The 16,246-nt window shown below is 70.6% G+C and carries 17 protein-coding genes, 1 pseudogene and 1 riboswitch; of the genes and pseudogenes, 4 read left to right on the top strand and 14 right to left on the bottom strand.

Translation table 11 applies throughout. The features are described from left to right. Positions 1-102 precede the first annotated feature (102 nt). A complete protein-coding gene (locus tag O159_RS04870) occupies positions 103-456 on the top strand; it encodes a metallopeptidase family protein (RefSeq protein ID WP_043993524.1) in 354 nt (117 codons plus the stop codon). Here O159_RS04870 and O159_RS04865 read toward each other — a convergent pair. The 6 genes from O159_RS04865 to O159_RS04840 all read right to left on the bottom strand — a co-directional run bounded on the left by O159_RS04865 (position 453) and on the right by O159_RS04840 (position 4,742). Beyond that, positions 453-722 (bottom strand): hypothetical protein, encoded by a 270-nt coding sequence (locus O159_RS04865; RefSeq protein ID WP_021754633.1) that lies wholly within the window; start codon positions 720-722, stop codon positions 453-455. The two genes, O159_RS04870 and O159_RS04865, sit on opposite strands and share 4 nt — an antisense overlap. Then, positions 719-1,342, bottom strand: a complete 624-nt coding sequence (locus tag O159_RS04860; protein ID WP_021754632.1) for a nucleoside/nucleotide kinase family protein — start codon at positions 1,340-1,342, stop codon at positions 719-721. The genes O159_RS04865 and O159_RS04860 overlap by 4 nt, the downstream gene beginning before the upstream one ends. Next, positions 1,326-2,105 (bottom strand): energy-coupling factor transporter transmembrane component T family protein, encoded by a 780-nt coding sequence (locus O159_RS04855; RefSeq protein WP_021754631.1) that lies wholly within the window; start codon positions 2,103-2,105, stop codon positions 1,326-1,328. The genes O159_RS04860 and O159_RS04855 overlap by 17 nt, the downstream gene beginning before the upstream one ends. Then, a complete protein-coding gene (locus tag O159_RS04850; RefSeq protein WP_081689812.1) occupies positions 2,102-3,619 on the bottom strand; it encodes an ABC transporter ATP-binding protein in 1,518 nt (505 codons plus the stop codon). Before O159_RS04850 ends, O159_RS04855 begins: the two co-directional genes overlap by 4 nt. Positions 3,620-3,624: 5 nt before the next feature. Further along, positions 3,625-4,239: an ECF transporter S component gene (locus tag O159_RS04845; RefSeq protein WP_081689811.1), complete on the bottom strand. Its 615-nt coding sequence runs from the start codon at positions 4,237-4,239 to the stop codon at positions 3,625-3,627. A 32-nt stretch (positions 4,240-4,271) separates the two neighbouring features. Further along, positions 4,272-4,373: riboswitch (TPP riboswitch) on the bottom strand. Positions 4,374-4,412: 39 nt separating this feature from the next. Beyond that, entirely contained in the window at positions 4,413-4,742 is a 330-nt protein-coding gene (locus tag O159_RS04840; RefSeq protein ID WP_021754628.1) for a spore germination protein GerW family protein, read from the bottom strand. On the opposite strand from O159_RS04840, the pseudogene O159_RS16755 reads away from it, so the two are divergent. After that, positions 4,735-5,481: pseudogene (locus tag O159_RS16755) on the top strand (endonuclease/exonuclease/phosphatase family protein); the annotation flags it as partial. The gene O159_RS04840 and the pseudogene O159_RS16755 sit on opposite strands and share 8 nt — an antisense overlap. A 68-nt stretch (positions 5,482-5,549) precedes the next feature. On the opposite strand, the gene dinB reads toward O159_RS16755, so the two are convergent. Continuing rightward, entirely contained in the window at positions 5,550-6,815 is a 1,266-nt protein-coding gene (dinB, locus tag O159_RS04830) for a DNA polymerase IV (protein WP_236609546.1), read from the bottom strand. A 56-nt stretch (positions 6,816-6,871) separates the two neighbouring features. Here dinB and O159_RS04825 point away from each other — a divergent pair, with 56 nt between their 5' ends. Further along, positions 6,872-7,876: an aldo/keto reductase family protein gene (locus O159_RS04825; protein WP_043994029.1), complete on the top strand. Its 1,005-nt coding sequence runs from the start codon at positions 6,872-6,874 to the stop codon at positions 7,874-7,876. Here O159_RS04825 and O159_RS04820 read toward each other — a convergent pair. Genes O159_RS04820 through O159_RS04810 form a run of 3 tightly spaced genes read right to left on the bottom strand, consistent with a single transcriptional unit; the run spans position 7,873 to position 9,399 of the window. Continuing rightward, positions 7,873-8,487, bottom strand: coding sequence for a hypothetical protein (locus O159_RS04820; RefSeq protein WP_021754624.1), 615 nt, complete (start codon positions 8,485-8,487; stop codon positions 7,873-7,875). The two genes, O159_RS04825 and O159_RS04820, sit on opposite strands and share 4 nt — an antisense overlap. 52 nt (positions 8,488-8,539) lie before the next feature. Beyond that, entirely contained in the window at positions 8,540-9,076 is a 537-nt protein-coding gene (locus O159_RS04815; protein ID WP_021754623.1) for a DUF1697 domain-containing protein, read from the bottom strand. Between the two features lie 2 nt (positions 9,077-9,078). Then, on the bottom strand, positions 9,079-9,399 hold the full coding sequence (locus O159_RS04810; RefSeq protein ID WP_021754622.1) for a hypothetical protein: 321 nt from the start codon (positions 9,397-9,399) through the stop codon (positions 9,079-9,081). A 73-nt stretch (positions 9,400-9,472) separates the two neighbouring features. Between O159_RS04810 and O159_RS04805 the strand changes: the two genes are divergently transcribed. Continuing rightward, positions 9,473-11,170: a long-chain-fatty-acid--CoA ligase gene (locus tag O159_RS04805; RefSeq protein ID WP_021754621.1), complete on the top strand. Its 1,698-nt coding sequence runs from the start codon at positions 9,473-9,475 to the stop codon at positions 11,168-11,170. A gap of 54 nt (positions 11,171-11,224) precedes the next feature. Here O159_RS04805 and gatB read toward each other — a convergent pair whose 3' ends face one another. The 4 genes from gatB to O159_RS04785 all read right to left on the bottom strand — a co-directional run bounded on the left by gatB (position 11,225) and on the right by O159_RS04785 (position 16,107). Continuing rightward, the gene (gene gatB, locus O159_RS04800; protein WP_021754620.1) at positions 11,225-12,724 is read right to left on the bottom strand and encodes an Asp-tRNA(Asn)/Glu-tRNA(Gln) amidotransferase subunit GatB; all 1,500 of its coding nucleotides are present in this window, start codon (positions 12,722-12,724) and stop codon (positions 11,225-11,227) included. Further along, positions 12,724-14,271: an Asp-tRNA(Asn)/Glu-tRNA(Gln) amidotransferase subunit GatA gene (gene gatA, locus O159_RS04795; RefSeq protein ID WP_021754619.1), complete on the bottom strand. Its 1,548-nt coding sequence runs from the start codon at positions 14,269-14,271 to the stop codon at positions 12,724-12,726. Before gatA ends, gatB begins: the two co-directional genes overlap by 1 nt. Continuing rightward, positions 14,268-14,585 (bottom strand): Asp-tRNA(Asn)/Glu-tRNA(Gln) amidotransferase subunit GatC, encoded by a 318-nt coding sequence (gene gatC, locus O159_RS04790; protein ID WP_021754618.1) that lies wholly within the window; start codon positions 14,583-14,585, stop codon positions 14,268-14,270. Before gatC ends, gatA begins: the two co-directional genes overlap by 4 nt. A gap of 169 nt (positions 14,586-14,754) precedes the next feature. Continuing rightward, the gene (locus tag O159_RS04785; protein WP_021754617.1) at positions 14,755-16,107 is read right to left on the bottom strand and encodes an alpha/beta hydrolase; all 1,353 of its coding nucleotides are present in this window, start codon (positions 16,105-16,107) and stop codon (positions 14,755-14,757) included. Positions 16,108-16,246 lie beyond the last annotated feature (139 nt).

Below are 16,246 nucleotides of genomic sequence, written 5' to 3'. Positions count from 1 at the left end.
GGTGAGCACCGGCCCCATCATCCACGACACGCGTCTCGTGGGCAGCGTCGCCCGCCCGGCGGAGCAGCGCATCGCGCGAACCGCGGTCGCCGGAGTCCGGTGATGCCGCTCGACCTCGACGAGGACGCCTTCGAGGCGCTCGTCACCGATGAGCTGGATCGGCTGCCGGACGAGATGGTCGACGGGCTCGACAATGTGGTGTTCGTCGTCGATGACCGCCCGGAGGACGGGACGCTCGACCTCCTCGGCCTGTACGATGGCGTCGCCCTGACCGAGCGCGACCGCTACGGATTCGGCGAGATGCCGGACCGCATCATCCTCTACCGGGAGTCACTGCTCGCGATCTGCGCCGACGAGCAGGAGCTGCGCGAGGAGATCCACATCACACTCGTACACGAAATCGCGCACTACTACGGAATCGACGACGATCGCCTGCACGAGCTCGGCTGGGCCTAGAAGACCGGATTCCGGTCGTCGCGATCCGCCTCCACCGGGTCGCTGTCCACCGCGTCGAAACGGTACGTCACATGGCGCTCGCCGTTCACCGTGCGCTCCTCACCAGCGACGTACCAGAACAGGGACTCGAGCCCCTCGACCGCGGCGACGGCGCTGAGGCGCTCGTCGGCCTTCCCGCCCACCAGATAGCGGCGCTCGGCGGTGCCGGCCAGCGGGCCGTCCGCGTACTCGACGATGTACTCCGGGTCGGGGTGCGTCTCGCTCATGGCACCACCGTAGTCCCCGCGGGCGGGCGGCAGGAGAAAGACAGCGGCCAGTCGGTCACGTCGAGGCGCAGGTCGGCGGCGGCGCGGGGGCCCTCGCGGGCGAGGTAGCGCTCGAAGTCTCTCTGCCAGCCATCCCAGTGCGTCGCGAATGTCTCGCCGTCGCGGTCGAGCGCGCGCTCCTTCCGCAGCGCGTCGTCCGCGTCCAGCCAGAGCCGGACGTGTGCCCACGGGACGCTGCGCCGCGCGAGCGTGCCGCACCCCTCCACCACGACCGGCCCCGGCCCCTCGACGCTCTGCCACTCGCCGGGCTCGCCTGCGGCCCAGTCCCAGCGCCGCCAGCGACCCCGGCCGGTGCGCGCGAGCGGCCCGAGGAGCGTCTCGGAGAGGTCGGCGCTCGCGGCGTCGAGGCCGCCCCAGCCCGGGTAGAGGTCGTCCATGCGGATGAGGCGCACGGTTTCGCCGCCCGGCCAGCACGCGACGAGCAGATCGGCGAGCGTGCTCTTCCCCGCACCGCTCGGGCCGTCGATGAGCACGACCGGGATGCGGACGTCATCCGCCGCTGCCGCGACGCGGGCGAGCAGCGTGTCCCGGGCCGCCGCGTGCTCAGCCCCCCAGGACATTCCAGCTCCCCACCGCGATCGCCGCCGAGGCCGCCGCGCCCGCGACGAGCGCTGCGATCGCCAGTGCCGCCGCGTCCCGCGCGCGGAACATGGACGGTCGCGCCCAGGTGCGCGCTCCGGGGGCGCCGAAGCCGCGCGCCTCCATCGCTGTCGCAAGCTTCGCGCCGCGCCGGATCGACAGCACGAACAGGGCGAAGGTCTGCCCGAGGAAGCGCCGCACCGCACCCGATTCGGCCACTCCGCGCGCCCGCCGCGCGAGGGTCAGCGCGCGCCAGTCGTCCGCGAACAGCCCGACCAGCCGGAGCCCGGCGAGCGCCCCGAGCACGAAGCGCGCCGGCAGTCTGAGCACCTGAGCGAGCCCGTCCGCGAGGTCGGTCGGATCGATGGTGACGAACAGGAGCACCGCGGGCAGTCCGATCGCCAGGATGCGCAGCACCGTCGAGATGCCCAGCGTGAGCGACCCGTTGCTCACCTCCACCGCCCACCAGTGCAGGTGGACCGTCCCGCTGGTCCGCCCGTAGAGCGCGGTCGTGAGCCCGGCGAGCGGCGCTGCGATGAGCAGCGGAGCCAGCCGCGGCAGCAGTACGCGGCCCGGGATGCGCGCGAAGCACAGCAGCGCCAGCTCCAGTCCGAGCGCGACCGCGGCGGAGACCGGGTCGATCGACAGCAGCAGCACGGTCGTCACGATCAGCGCGGCGCCGAGCTTCGACACCGGGTTCAGAGTGGCGAGCGGTCCCTGCCGCACCGGCTCCGCGATGCTCATGCGATCGCCCCGGCCGCCGCATCCACGCGGAGCTCCCCCGCACCGATCGCCGCCGCGAAGTCGAGGTCGTGCGTCGCGGCGACCACCGCGTGCCCCTCCGCGCGCAGCCCGGCGATAGTGGCGACCAGCCCACGCCAGTTGTTCGCGTCCTGTCCGAAGGTCGGTTCGTCCAGCATCAGAATGCGGGGCCGTGTCGCCAGCGCGGTCGCCACCGACAGCCGCCGTTTCTGCCCGCCGGAGAGAGTGAACGGGTTGGCGTCCGCGAGGGAGGCGAGGCCCAGGCGGTCCAGCAGGCCCTCAACGCGGGCGGCGACCTCCGTATCCGGGAGTCGCAGGGCGCGCGGGCCGGCGGCGAGTTCGTCACGGACCGTCGCCGCGAGGAACTGGTGCTCCGGGTTCTGGAAGACACTGCCGATGCGGGTGAGCAGCTGGCCCGAGCGCCAGGATGCCGGATCGGGTCCGGCGCCGTCCGCGAGGGCGGGCTCGGCGGTGAGCGTTCCGCCGAGCGGCGGCACCAGACCGGCGAGCGCGAGCGCGAGGGTGGACTTGCCCGCGCCATTGCGCCCGGTGAGCGCGAGCGCCGATCCTTCTGCGATGTCGAGGGAGGCGCGCAGCGGCAGCAGGGGCACTGGGGCGGGCATCCGCGTTCGGCGTTTTCCGCGCGTCGCCCTCCGCCACCGTCCGACCCGGAGGTCGCGGGCGGTGAGGAGGCCTGCCCCTTCGGCCACGACAGGCGCCGTGGGGAGCGGTTGACCCGGAAGCCAGACTCCCGCACGCCGGAGCTCCCCCGCGGTGTCCGCCAGCACCTCGTCCGGAAAGCCGTCGGCCAGCGTCCCGCCGTCGGCGGCGAGCACGACGACGCGGTCCACGAGGTCCCGCCAGATGTCCACCCGGTGCTCCACGACGATCAGGGTCGCCCCGCTCGCAGCGACGGCCGAGCCGACGGCCTCCCGGACCCCCCGGGCCCCTTCGGGATCGAGATTCGCCGTCGGCTCGTCGAGCAGCAGCAGCCCCGGCCGCATGGCGAGCAGCCCCGCGAGCGCCAGCCGCTGCTTCTGCCCGCCGGAGAGCTTCGCCGTGGGATGGCTCAGCGGCACATCGAGGCCGACCTCGCCGAGCGCCCGCTTCACACGCGGCCAGATGTCCGCCGGGGGCACACCCAGGTTCTCGCACGCGAACGCGACATCGTCGCCGACCCGGGCGAGGATGACCTGCGCATCCGGGTCCTGCAGCAGCAGTCCGGCGCGTCCGCGCGCAGCCGCGGGCAGCCGCCCGTCCAGCCGGAGATCGCCCTCCGCCTCGCCGTCGTCGTCCCCACCCAGCACGCCGGCGAGCCCCCCGAGCACCGTCGACTTCCCCGCGCCGGACGCGCCGAGGAGCAGGACCCGCTCGCCCGGCTCGACGCTCAGCGTCAGACCGCGCACCGCCCAGCCGCGCCGCCCGGCGTAGCGCCAGCCCCAGTCGTCGGCCCGAACGGCGACCGCCGGCGGCCTCACCGAGCGCTGCTCAGACACCGCGCTCAGACCCGGCGCTCGCGCCCGGACGCGAAACGGTCGAGCGCTCCCGTCTTCGCCAGCGCCCGGACGAGCGCCCACGACCCGAGACCGGCCACGACGACGCCGGAGATCGTGGTCGTGACCGTGTAGACGATGGCGAAGCCCGGCGCCACCCCGGGATACGAATAGAACAGGTCGAGCACCGACTCGGCGAGTCCCGCGCCCGCGCCCGCGAGGAGAGCCGGCGGCAGCGTCCACTTGGCGTAGAGGAACAGCGCGAAGACGATCTCGGCGCCGAGTCCTTGGACGACGCCGGAGAACAGGGTCGCGAAACCCCACTGCGTCCCGACGAGCATGGAGACGACGGCGGCGACCACCTCGCCGTAGAGCGCAGCCCCCGGCTTCCGCACGATGAGGGCGACAAGCACCCCGGCGAACAGCCAGGGGCCGTTCAGGATGCCCTGAAAGCCGGGCAGGAGAGCCGTGACCGGGCCCGAGAGCGGGTTCCAGGCCTGGCCCCAGGCCCAGAAGACGACACCGGATGCGACGGCAACCACACTGGCGACGACGATGTCGACGACCCGCCAGCGGAAGACGCGCATCGGGCGCGCCACGAGGGCTGGAACGGTTGCATGCACTTTCGTGCCCCTTCTCTTCAGAAATGAGAGCACGGGACCGTGAGAAGTCTCCCTGCGCTGGCATGACCCAGATCAGGTTCGACGGTCGAAGCTTGGAGAAGCTTCCTCTCAGCCCGGCTCACCGGACTCCCGTGTTCAGGAGCCAGTGTAGTCGGATTCGGAAAGAGGAGTCCCTACTTCTTGAGCGCGCGGATGACCCGCGACCACGCGTGTCCGGCCACCCACACGAACGGGATGCCGACCGCCAGCAGAGTGATCAGGTTCGGCCGGAACCGCACTCCGGCCTCATCGCTCACGTACGCGCCGAAAGGAACGGCCACGCCGCCACCACCACCGCCGGAGCGACCGGGGCCGTCCTCGTCGTCGCCCGCAGAGCCGCCGAAGCCGAACTTCACCGCCGCGACCGGGACGATCGTCGTGCCGTCCACCACGACCGGCTCGCCGTAGACAGATTTGACACCGGAGGAGCTCATCGTCTCCGCGAGCTTGAGTGAGATGTTCATATCCTCACCGTACCCCGCTGGTTCTCCGAACGGCCAGGCTGGTTCCCACGGCGCACCCAGCCTTCGCACCGGATTCTCCACAGGACGGCTAGGGATAATCGTCTCCGTGTCCCTCCGACCTCCCCGCCTCCGCCCGCGCGGTCTGCTGACGGGGATCGCCGCACTCGGGGTCGGCGCTCTGCTGCTGTGGCACGGGGCGCTGCCCGACATCGCCGGATCGGCCTCCCTCGTCGAGACCTTCCTGCCCTGGGGAGGCGCGCTCCTCATCGTGCTCGGGGCGGTCGCGCTGCTGCGGCTCTCGCTCGTCGCCGGGCTGGCAGTGGCGGCGGCGATGGCCGTCTGGTGGTCGACGTTCGGCGTCGCCGCACTGCCGGCGATGAGTGGCGGCGCACCCCGGTTCACGGTCGTGAGTGAGAACGTCCAGGCGCAGAACCCGCACGCATCCGTGATCGCGGACGGCCTCGCTTCCCGCTCTCCCGATCTCATCGCCCTGCAGGAGCTCGACGCGACGACGCGCCCGGCCGTCGAATCCGCACTCGACGGCCGCTACCTCCACCACATCGTCGTGGGCACCGTCGGTCTCTGGAGCAGGTACGAACTGACCGGCGAAGAGCCGCTGAGCCTCGGCCTCGGCTGGAGCCGCGCCCTCCGCGTCGATGTCGCCACTCCGGGCGCCACGACCCGGGTCTATGCCGTCCACCTCGCATCGGTGCGTCCCGGCGAATACCAGCAGCGTGACCGGATGCTGGCCGAATTGCAGAAAACGATCGCCGCCGACCCGGCCCGGCCCGGGCGCCCGGCGCGAGCTCAGTCGCTCAGCCACCGTGGATTCCGCCCCTCCCGCTCGGCCTCCTGCCCCCGCCGCACGAGCGACGCCGGTCCGATCGCTCCGTGTCCGAAACGCGCGCTCACAGCGTCGAGGGCGCGCTCGGTCTGGCGCCATTCCTCGTCCGGGTCCCAGAGCGCAAGCGCGTCTCCCCCGGCGTCCGCCAGCTGCTCGGCCCGCACCCCGATCAACCGGATCGGCGTCTCGCCGAGGTCGATGCCGATCGCCTCGAAAACATCCCACGCCTCCTCGAACAGCCGCCGCCCGACATTGGTCGGCTCTTTAAGCGTGCGGGAGCGCGAGATGGTGCGGAAGTCGGAGAAGCGAACCTTGATCGCCACAGTGCGTCCGACCGTCCCGTGCTTCCGCAACCGCTCCCCCACACGGCCGGAGAGCCGCAGCAGCTCCCGGCGGAGCTCGCCGGGGTCGTCCACATCCACCGAGAACGTGTTCTCGTGGCCGATGCTCTTCTCGCGCGACTCTGTGACGATCGTCCGCGCGTCGTGACCGTTCGCGAGTTCGTGCAAACGGTGCGCGGAGGCCTTGCCCACCGCACGCTCAAGCACCGGCAGCGGCGTGTCGGCGAGATCGGCGACCGTCCGCATCCCCATCCGCTCCAGCGACGCCTGTGTGCTCGCGCCGACGCCCCACAGTGCGCCGACCGGGAGCGGCCGCAGGTAGGCGATGGCGTCAGCCGGCGGGATCACGAGGAGGCCATCGGGTTTGGCGCGGCCGGAAGCGAGCTTGGCCAGGAATTTCGTCCCCGCGACGCCGACTGAGCAGGTGAGCCCGGTCTCCTCCCGCACCCGCGAGCGGATGAGCTCGGCGATGCGCCGAGGAGGGCCGAGCAGACGGCGGGCACCGGCGATGTCCAGAAACGCCTCGTCGATGCTGAGCGGCTCCACCAGCGGCGTGATCCCGTGGAAAATGTCCATCAGTCTGCGCGAATACTCCGTGTACTTGTCGTAGTGAGGCGGCAGGACGATCGCCGTCGGGCACAGCCGAAGCGCCTGGGAGACCGGCATGGCGCTGCGGACGCCGAACTTCCGCGCTTCGTACGTCGCGCTCGTGACGACGCCGCGCCCGCCCGCGTGGCCGACGATCGCGGGCTTCCCGCGCGCGTCCGGCCGATCGAGCAGCTCGACCGCGGCGAAGAACGCATCCATGTCGACGTGCAGGATGGTCGCGTCGTGGTCGTCGATCTCGGCGGTCGTCACCCGCCGGTCGCTGCCATTCGCTCGTCCCACTCCACCAGGATGCCACCAGGGGCCGACAACGGCTCTGTGCGGGTAGCATGATCCTCATGGAATTCAGATACCTCGGCAACAGCGGCCTCAAGATCTCGGAGATCATCTACGGCAACTGGCTCACCCACGGCTCCCAGGTGGAGAACGACACCGCGACGCAGTGCGTCCATGCGGCCCTCGACGCGGGCATCACGACCTTCGACACCGCCGACGCCTACGCCAACACCGCGGCGGAACGGGTGCTCGGGGACGCGCTGGCCGGTCAGCGCCGCGCCTCCCTGGAGATCTTCACCAAGGTCTACTGGCCGACCGGTCCCAAGGGGCCGAACGACACCGGCCTCTCCCGCAAGCACATCCTCGAGTCCATCGACGGCTCCCTCGACCGCCTCGGCACCGACTACGTCGATCTGTACCAGGCCCACCGCTATGACAACGAGACCCCGCTCGAGGAGACGATGCAGGCGTTCGCCGACATCGTCCGCGCCGGAAAGGCGCTCTACATCGGCGTCAGCGAGTGGAGTGCGAGCCAGCTCCGCGCCGGTCACGCGCTCGCGAAGGAGCTCGGCTTCCCGCTCATCTCGAACCAGCCGCAGTACTCGATGCTGTGGCGGGTCATCGAGAAAGAGGTCGTCCCCGCCTCGGTCGAGCTCGGCATCTCGCAGATCGTCTGGTCGCCGGTGGCGCAGGGCGTGCTCACCGGCAAGTACCTGCCCGGCGAGCAGCCCCCCGCCGGCAGCCGCGCCTCCGACGAGAAAGGGGGCGCCAGCGCGATCAAGAGTTTCTTGAGAGACGATGTGCTCACGAGTGTGCAGCGTCTGCGCCCGATCGCGGACGAGCTGGGCATCACGATGGCGCAGCTCGCCGTCGCCTGGGTCTTGCGGAACCCGAACGTGGCCGGTGCCATCGTCGGAGCGTCCCGCCCCGATCAGGTGGCCTCGAACGCGGCAGCAGCAGGGGTGCGGTTGCCGGAGGAGGTGCTGGCGCGGATCGACGAGGCAGTGGGGGATGTCGCGGAGACCGACCCGGCGAAGACAGTCTCGCCACCGACCCGAATCGTCTAAACGAGAGCCGCGACAAGGGTACGAAACCAGTCGCGGAACGCCGTCGAGTCGTCGCGCAGGGACGCGCTGACGACCACGGCGTTCGGTCCGACGATCCACGCGCCCTTCTCGGCGAGCGGCAGCACAGCGAGATCCAGGCGGAAGGAACCGGCCTGGCGACGGAGATCGTGCTCGCGTCCATGCACGACCTCCACGATGTCCGCCGACCGCCGGGCGGGGCATTCGAGGCAAGTGCTGGCGTACTCCGTGCGGCGCTCGGCCGCCCAGCGCACAGCTTCGCCATAGTGCGCGATCACCAGATCCTGGAGCTCGATCGCACGATCGAGCGCACTGAAGTGTGGCGGCTGGAAGAGGGAAGCCGGCGGATGCCGCTGGCGGTCGGCAGCCGCCTCGAAGAGGGCGAGCCACTGCTGTTCGAGCAGCGGCCGGGTCGTCAGCGCGCTCGCGCGAAGGCGGCCTGGCAGCACCGGGACAACCGCTGGGGAGACCCTCGGCAGCGCAGAACCGCCCCCTCCTCCGAGGCCGATCAGGTCGCGGAGGGCGAGAGCGATCAGCAGATCGGGAGGACAGTCCTCCGTGACCTGCCATCGAAGAGTGCCCTCGACGACCATGCCAGAATTGTTATGTTTGCGCCGACGTCCGGAGAAAGTGGCCGGGGAACCTTCAGCCGCGGCGATCGAGTTCGTTCAGGATGCGGCCCACCGTCCGCTGATTGCGCGCGGTGGCGACCGGACCGACCGCACGCCAGAACGCCGCCGGGAGGAACGACTTTGACACCCCGAGCGGACACCACTGGTAGACGGTCCGATCGCCGAGCCGCACCGCCTCGGGCGCGATCTCGTCGTCGGCCGGAAGCTCCAGACCGGCCGGGAGGTCGTGGTCGAGGAAGGTCACCATGAGCTTCGATTCGTCGTATCCGAGCGGGAGCAGCGGATTGCCGGCCGCGAAAGACCGGAACCGCTTCTCGGTGAGAAGCACGACCCCGGCCTCCACTCCGGCGCTCGCACGCAGGGCCGCGGTGACCGCCGCGGCTTGGCGGGCCGTCGGCGGCACGGGGGCCGCGAACACGGCATTGCCGCTCTGGAGGAACGCCACCACCTCCGCGAAACCAGCCGCCTCGAACGCAGCGGCGAGATCCGCTTTGGACACCCGGGCGGAGCCGCCGACATTGATGCCGCGGACCAGACCGACGCCGAGCATGCCTACTCCGCCGGCTCAGCGGGCACGAGCAGCCCGGAGGGAATGATCGCGTTCTCGTACGGGCCGCGTCCGTCGCGACGCCACTGCGGCTCGCTGAACGCGACCAGCCAGGTCGTCAGCCCGTCGACCGGTCCGTAAACGTTCCGCACGCTGCGATCGCCGGGAGCGACGATCACACCGGTCGGCTCGCCCACCCAGTCGGCGGCCGCGGGCGGCGCCTGCTCGCGCACGTACACCTGAACGCCGACGCCGAGACCGGGCAGGGAGGAACGGGGATCGGTGCGTGCCTCGTCGCGAGGCCGGCCGGGCTTACGCTTCCACATCACTCAAGCATCCCACCGTCGGCGCACCGGAGCTGAACGGGCCGCCAGGGCGTCCTTCATTAGGCTGTCGACTGTGACTATCTACAGCGATCGCCCGTGGATCGCCGGCTACGCGCCGGATGTGCCCGCCGACATCGAACTGCCCACCGGCTCCCTCTCCCACCTGATCGACGAGTCGGTGGCGAGATACGGCAAACATGTCGCACTCGAGTTCTTCGGCGCGACGACCACCTACGCGGAGCTCGGCGGCCAGATCGCCCGCGCCGCGGAGGGGTTGCGCGCGCGGGGCGTGCGCAAGGGCGACCGGGTGGCGCTGGTGCTGCCGAACTGTCCGCAGCACGTCGTCGCCTTCTACGCGGTCCTGCGGCTCGGAGCGGTGGTGGTCGAGCACAACCCGCTGTACACGGCGCGCGAGCTGCGCCATCAATTCGAGGATCACGGGGCGAACGTCGCCATCGTCTGGGACAAAGTCGCCAAGACGGTTCAGGAGTTCCCGGCGGACCTCCATGTCGACACCATCGTCTCCGTCGACATGACCCGCGCCATGCCCGCGTCCAAGCGTTTCGCGCTGCGGCTCCCGCTGCCGGCGGCACGGAAGGCGCGCGCCCGGCTGACAGGGAAGACGAGCGGGACGGTCCTCTGGGAGACGCTGACCTCCTCGCGCCGCCTGAAAGCGACGTATCCCCGGCCGGAGCGCGACGACCTGGCGCTCATCCAGTACACGAGCGGCACGACGGGGCGGCCGAAGGGCGCCATGCTGACCCATCTGAACCTCGGTGCGAACGCGGCGCAGGCGCGCGCCTGGGTGCCGGCCATCGAGCGCGGCACGTCTGTCGTGTTCGCCGTGCTGCCGTTGTTCCACGCCTACGGGCTCACCCTGTGCCTGACCTTCGCGATGAGCATGGGTTCGCGCCTGGTGCTCTTCCCGGCGTTCGATCCGGAGCTGGTGCTGGATGTCGTGAAGAAGCATCCCGCCACCTTTCTCCCGGCCGTCCCGCCCATCTACGAGCGCCTCGTGCAGGCCGCCGAGAAACGCAAAGCCTCACTCTCCGGAATCCGCATCGCCATCTCCGGCGCTATGAGCCTCCCGCAGACCATCGTGGAGCTGTGGGAGTCGAAGACCGGCGGCTATCTGGTGGAGGGATACGGCCTCTCCGAGTGCTCCCCCGTCCTCCTGGCTAATCCCGTCGGAGCGACGCGCAAAGCGGGCGCCGTCGGTCTCGCCCTTCCCGGCACGGAGCTCCGTGTGGCCGACCCCGACGATCTCTCCGCCGACCGGCCGTTCGGGGAGGAGGGCGAACTCCTCGCCCGTGGTCCGCAGGTGTTCTCGGGCTACTGGCGTCAGCCCGAGGAGACCGCCGCCGTCTTCGCCGAAGGCGGCTGGTTCCGCACCGGTGACCTCGTCACCATGGACGAGGACGGCTTCGTGAGCATCGTGGACCGGATCAGGGAACTCATCATCTCCAGTGGCTTCAACATTGCCCCCACCGAGGTCGAAGACTCCCTCCACGGCTTCGAGGGCATCGCGGATGTGGCTGTTGTCGGCCTCCCGCATCGCCACAGGGGCGAGGATGTCGTGGCCGTCGTCGTCATGGAAGCGGGCGCATCCTTCGACGAAGAGGCGATCCGGGCTTTCGCCCGCGACAGCCTGACACCCTACAAGGTTCCCCGCCGCATCGTCGCGGTGGACGAGCTGCCGCGCAGCATAGTCGGGAAGGTGATCCGGCGCAAAGTGCGCGAGGAACTGCTGAACCGACAGAACGAGCGCTGATGCGCTCTCGCGCTCTGCATTCCGACGGAGAGACCGTCGGAGCGCCCCGCTCCGCTACTGCGAGGCCCGTTCCAGCACCAGCTCGCGCACGCGGGCCGCATCGGCCTTCCCTCTCATCGCCTTCATGACCGCGCCGATGACGGCGCCGGCGGCCTGCACCCTGCCGTCGCGGATCCTCTCGAGCACATCGGGCTGGGCGGCGAGGGCCTCGTCGATCGCGGCGATGAGCGCGCCGTCGTCGGAGACGACCGCGAGACCGCGAGCCTCCACGACCTCCTGCGGACGGCCCTCGCCCGCGATGACGCCCTCGAGCACCTGACGGGCGAGCCGATCGGTCAGAGCGCCTTCCTCGACCAGCGCGGCGAGCTCGGCGACGTGCGCGGGCTGCACCAGCGTGGCAGCGGGGACGCCCTCCGCGTTCGCGACACGGGCGATCTCACCAGTCCACCACTTGCGCGCGGCGGCCGGCTGGGCGCCGGCGGCGACGGTCGCCTCCACCTCGTCGAGCAGATCGGCGTTGGCCACATCCTGGAACTCCAGCGCGGTGAAGCCCCACTCAGCGGTGAGCCGCTTGCGCCGGGTCGCCGGCTGCTCAGGGAGCGTTCCACGCAGTTCCTCGACCCACTCGCGGCTCGGTGCGACCGGCACGAGATCGGGCTCCGGGAAGTACCGGTAGTCGTCGGCGTCGGACTTCGGACGGCCGGCGGAGGTGCTGCCGGTGTCCTCGTGCCAGTGCCGCGTCTCCTGCACGATCGTGCCTCCGGCCTCCAGGATGGCGGCCTGACGCTGGATCTCGTAGCGGACCGCCCGCTCGATGGAGCGCAGCGAGTTGACGTTCTTGATCTCGGTGCGCGTGCCCAGCTCGGACGAGCCGCGACGGCGGAGGGAGACGTTCGCGTCGCAGCGCACGTTGCCCTCTTCCATGCGAGCGTTCGAGACGCCGAGCCCCTTCACGATGTCCCGGATGGCACGCACGTAGGTGCGGCCCACCTCCGGAGCGTCGGCCTCCGCGCCCTCGATCATCGTGGTGACGATCTCGACCAGCGGAACACCGCCGCGGTTGAAGTCCACCAGGGAGTGGTCGGCGCCCTGGATGCGGCCGGTCGAGCCGCCGATGTGGGTGAGCTTGCCCGCATCCTCCTCCATGTGCGCCCGCTCGATCTCGATCGTCAGCCCGCGGCCGTTCTCCAGCTCGATGGTCACCCGGCCGTCGTGCGCGATCGGCTCGTCGTACTGCGAGGTCTGGAAGTTCTTCGCCAGGTCCGGGTAGAAATAGTTCTTGCGGGCGAACCGGCTCGACTCCGCGATCTCGCAGCCGAGCGCGAGACCGAGGCGGATGCTCGACTCGATGGCTTTCTCGTTCACCTGCGGGAGCCCGCCCGGCAGCCCGAGGCAGGTGGGGCAGGTGTTGGTGTTGGCACCGGAGCCGAACTCGTTCGCACAGCCGCAGAACATCTTGGTGTTGGTGTTCAGCTCGACATGCACCTCGAAGCCGAGGACCGGCTCGAACAGCTCCAGCGCCCGCTCGTACTCCATCAGCTCGACCTTCGCCATCAGACGGCTCCCTCTTCGCTCGCGAACATCTCGGTGGCGCTCAGGTCCGGCGCCTGGGCCAGCAGCGGGCCGCCCCACTTCTCCTCCAGCAGCCGCTCCAGAGCGGCGCCGATCGTATAGAGGCGGGCATCGGCGCGGGCCGGGGCCATCACTTGCAGGCCGACGGGCAGGCCGTCCTCCGAGGCCAGGCCGATCGGCAAGCCCATGCCGGGGACTCCGGCGAGGTTGGCCGGGATGGTGGTGATGTCGTTGAGGTACATCGCCATCGGGTCGTGCAGCTTCTCGCCGAACCGGAAGGCGGTGGTCGGCGCGCTCGGGCTGACCAGCACATCCACCCGCTCGAACGCGGCGGAGAAATCGCGCTGGATGAGCGTGCGCACCTTCTGAGCGCTGCCGTAGTACGCGTCGTAGTACCCGGCGCTGAGGGCGTAGGTTCCCAGGATGATGCGGCGCTTGACCTCGGGGCCGAAGCCCGCGTCGCGGGTGGCTGCCATCACGCGCTCCACCGTGACCGGACCGTCAGCCGGGTCGATCCGCAGGCCGAACCGCACCGAGTCGAAGCGGGCCAGGTTGCTGGAGGCCTCGGCGGGCAGGATCAGGTAGTAGGCGGCGACAGCGTACTCGAAGCTCGGTGCGGAGACCTCCACGATCTCGGCGCCCGCGCCCTCCAGAAGCGCCAGGGCCTCCTCGAAACGCTGCTTGACGCCGGGCTGGAAGCCCTCGCCGTTCAGCTCGCGGACGACGCCGACGCGCGCACCGCGCAGCGCGCCCTCGCGCTGGCCCGCGCGCGCGGCGTCGGCCATTGAGGGCCACACCTCGGTGAGCGAGGTGGCATCGAGCGGGTCGTGCCCGGCGATGACGTCGTGCAGCAGGCCGGCGTCGAACACCGTGCGGGAGACCGGGCCCACCTGGTCGAGCGAGCTCGCCAGCGCGATCGCGCCGTAACGGCTCACCCCGCCATAGGTCGGCTTCACGCCGACCGAGCCGGTCACCGCCGCGGGCTGACGGATGGAGCCGCCCGTGTCGGACCCGAGCGCGAGCGGAGCCTCGAACGCCGAGACGGCCGCGGCCGAGCCACCGCCGGACCCGCCGGGAATGCGCTCCAGATCCCACGGGTTGCGGGTGGGGCCGTACGCGGAGTGCTCGGTGGAGAAGCCCATCGCGAACTCGTCCATGTTGGTCTTGCCGAGCGGCACCAGGCCGGCCTCGCGCAGCTTCCGCACCACGGTCGCATCGTAGGGCGGCAGCCAGCCCTGGAGAATCCTCGACCCGGAGGTGGAGGGCATATCGTTCGTCGCGAGCACATCCTTGATCGCGACCGGAACGCCGGCGAGCGGGCCGAGCGCGTCGCCGGAGGCACGGCGGCCGTCGATCTCGGCGGCGGTGCGGAGCGCCTTCTCACCGGCGACGTGGAGGAACGCATGGACATCCGCGTCCACCGCCTCGATGCGGTCCAGGTGGGCACGGGTGGCCTCCACCGAGGAGACCTCGCCCTCGGCGAGTAGATCGGCGAGGGCGGCGGCAGAGAGCCGGGTCAGATCCGTCATGGTCGTGTCTCCCCGTCTCGGTCTTCGTCCAGAATGCTGGCGACCTTGAAACGGTCGCCCTCACGCGCGGGGGCGCCGGACAGCGCTTGGTCGACGCTCAGCGACGGACGCACCTCGTCGGCACGGAACACATTGGCGAGCGGCAGCGGGTGGCTAGTGGCCGGGACCTCGGGGCCGGCGACCTCCTGCACCTTGGCGACCGCCTCGACGATCTGACCGAGTTCGCTGGTGAGCGAGGCGATCTCTTCCGGGCTGAGGTCGATCCGGGCCAGGTTCGCCAAGTGCGCGACCTGTTCTGCGCTGATTTCAGACATGCGTCTCCGTGAGCTTCTCTGGGTGGACACCGTCAATTCTAAGGTCACCCGGACAAGCCGCGTCCCCCGCCGGCTGACCGCGTGGCACGCCCTCTGACACCGGCGCGGCCCGGTCGCGGGCGATGAGGCGACGGCGCCGAGCGCGAGCGGGTCCGCGCCCCAAACCGGTTCAGCGGTTCCGGACGGCTTGCGTCGAGGAGAGGGAGCCGCTCGCCGGGATGACCAGCCCGCCCTTGTCGATCCCGATCATCGCCAGGTTGCGCATGGACTCCGTGCCGGGCATGAAGTACTCGTTGTGTCCGCTCGAGCCGGCGAGCGTCTCGTGCGTGATCGGGTCGAGCGCCCCCTCCACCCCCATCGACTGCGCGCCGTAGAAGGGCGATCCCGGGTCGGAACCGAAGAACGCGCTGTCCACGATCGGGTCCATCGGCGCCTCGCCGACGTAGACGTTGCCGTTCGCGACGGAGAGGTCCTCGACCGACTGCGCGTCGGAACCCGGCGAACCCATCAGGGCGAGCGCATCCACCGTCACCGTGTGGCGCTCGAGAGCGAGCAGCGCGGCCGTCGAGCCGTACGAGTGCGCGAACACGCAGAGGTAGGGCTGATCGCCCGCGCGGAGGCTGCGGATGCCCTCGAGCGTCCGCCCCAGGCTGTCCGCGCCCTGTTCTGCGAGCTTCAGGCTGCCGATGTTCATCAGGACCGGGGTCTGGTAGCCGATCCAGGCGACGACCGCGACGCCCGGAGCGCCGTGGCCGCCGGAAAGACTCTTCAGGTACGCGCTCTGACGGTCGTGGAGTTCCTGCGCGACCGTCGTCCACGACCCGATCTGCTCGCCGACCGACATGTACATGCCCGGCACGAGGACGCTGACATACGACGCCGTGCTGAGATCGCCGACCACGATCACCGCCCGGGCGTCCCCGGCAGGGTCCAGGGCGACGAGGGTGCGCTTGACACCGTCTTTCCTGACGAGCGCAGCTTTCACATTGCCCAGCGTGTCCAGCCGGCGTTGGAGGACGATCCGTTCGGATTTGCCTCGCTCGGTGCGCAACCGCCGCTCGGCCGAGGCGATCGTGCGGCCCAGGTCCAGCGTGTTCGCCTTCCCGCGGACGGAGTAGGGGATGCCCTCCAGATTGCCGACCAGGTGCGGACCGCTCTGGAGCAGCGCCGATTGCCGGGCCGGGTCGAGGAACCTCCAGAGCTGGGCGACATCGGCGGCGGCCGGTGGACGGGCGAGAATCTGGTCGACCTCCACCGCGTGAGCGCTCAGGAAGCCGGGAAGCGCCGCGGGATCGACGGTCTGGATGCTCGACAGCAGCGACGGGCGAACGGCGGCTGGGACCACCCCGGGGACGGAACCCGAGTTCGCGGGGTCGCCGACCGGCGACAGGCCGGACGCGACGAGGCTGGCGCTCGGGCCTGCGGTGAGCTGGGCCGGGAGTCCTGAGGCAACGCCGACGGCCCCGGTGGGTCCTGAGACAACCGAGGCGACGAAGGAGAACGCTGCGAAGCCGACCAGCATTCTTTCCGAATCCCCCTCCACGAGCGAGCCAAGCCCATAGACGCGCAATGGCGAGCGCGCACCTCGATTCTACCAGGGAGCCGCTGAGGACCGGCTGGAAGTTCTACCCCCTTTTCTCGGGGAGAAATCGCTTCCTATC

This window comes from Leifsonia xyli subsp. cynodontis DSM 46306 (assembly GCF_000470775.1).
Classification (GTDB): Bacteria; Actinomycetota; Actinomycetes; order Actinomycetales; family Microbacteriaceae; genus Leifsonia; species Leifsonia cynodontis.
This window is presented reverse-complemented; position numbering and strand designations above follow the sequence as displayed.

Excerpts from the sequence above, each read along its gene's own strand:
- O159_RS04870 (WP_043993524.1), top strand. The coding sequence starts at position 103 with ATGCCGCTCGACCTCGACGAGGACGCCTTCGAGGCGCTCGTCACCGAT.
- O159_RS04865 (WP_021754633.1), bottom strand. The coding sequence starts at position 722 with ATGAGCGAGACGCACCCCGACCCGGAGTACATCGTCGAGTACGCGGAC.
- O159_RS04860 (WP_021754632.1), bottom strand. The coding sequence starts at position 1,342 with ATGTCCTGGGGGGCTGAGCACGCGGCGGCCCGGGACACGCTGCTCGCC.
- O159_RS04855 (WP_021754631.1), bottom strand. The coding sequence starts at position 2,105 with ATGAGCATCGCGGAGCCGGTGCGGCAGGGACCGCTCGCCACTCTGAAC.
- O159_RS04840 (WP_021754628.1), bottom strand. The coding sequence starts at position 4,742 with ATGAACATCTCACTCAAGCTCGCGGAGACGATGAGCTCCTCCGGTGTC.
- O159_RS04825 (WP_043994029.1), top strand. The coding sequence starts at position 6,872 with ATGGAATTCAGATACCTCGGCAACAGCGGCCTCAAGATCTCGGAGATC.
- O159_RS04820 (WP_021754624.1), bottom strand. The coding sequence starts at position 8,487 with ATGGTCGTCGAGGGCACTCTTCGATGGCAGGTCACGGAGGACTGTCCT.
- O159_RS04815 (WP_021754623.1), bottom strand. The coding sequence starts at position 9,076 with ATGCTCGGCGTCGGTCTGGTCCGCGGCATCAATGTCGGCGGCTCCGCC.
- O159_RS04810 (WP_021754622.1), bottom strand. The coding sequence starts at position 9,399 with ATGTGGAAGCGTAAGCCCGGCCGGCCTCGCGACGAGGCACGCACCGAT.
- gatB (WP_021754620.1), bottom strand. The coding sequence starts at position 12,724 with ATGGCGAAGGTCGAGCTGATGGAGTACGAGCGGGCGCTGGAGCTGTTC.
- gatA (WP_021754619.1), bottom strand. The coding sequence starts at position 14,271 with ATGACGGATCTGACCCGGCTCTCTGCCGCCGCCCTCGCCGATCTACTC.
- gatC (WP_021754618.1), bottom strand. The coding sequence starts at position 14,585 with ATGTCTGAAATCAGCGCAGAACAGGTCGCGCACTTGGCGAACCTGGCC.
- O159_RS04785 (WP_021754617.1), bottom strand. The coding sequence starts at position 16,107 with ATGCTGGTCGGCTTCGCAGCGTTCTCCTTCGTCGCCTCGGTTGTCTCA.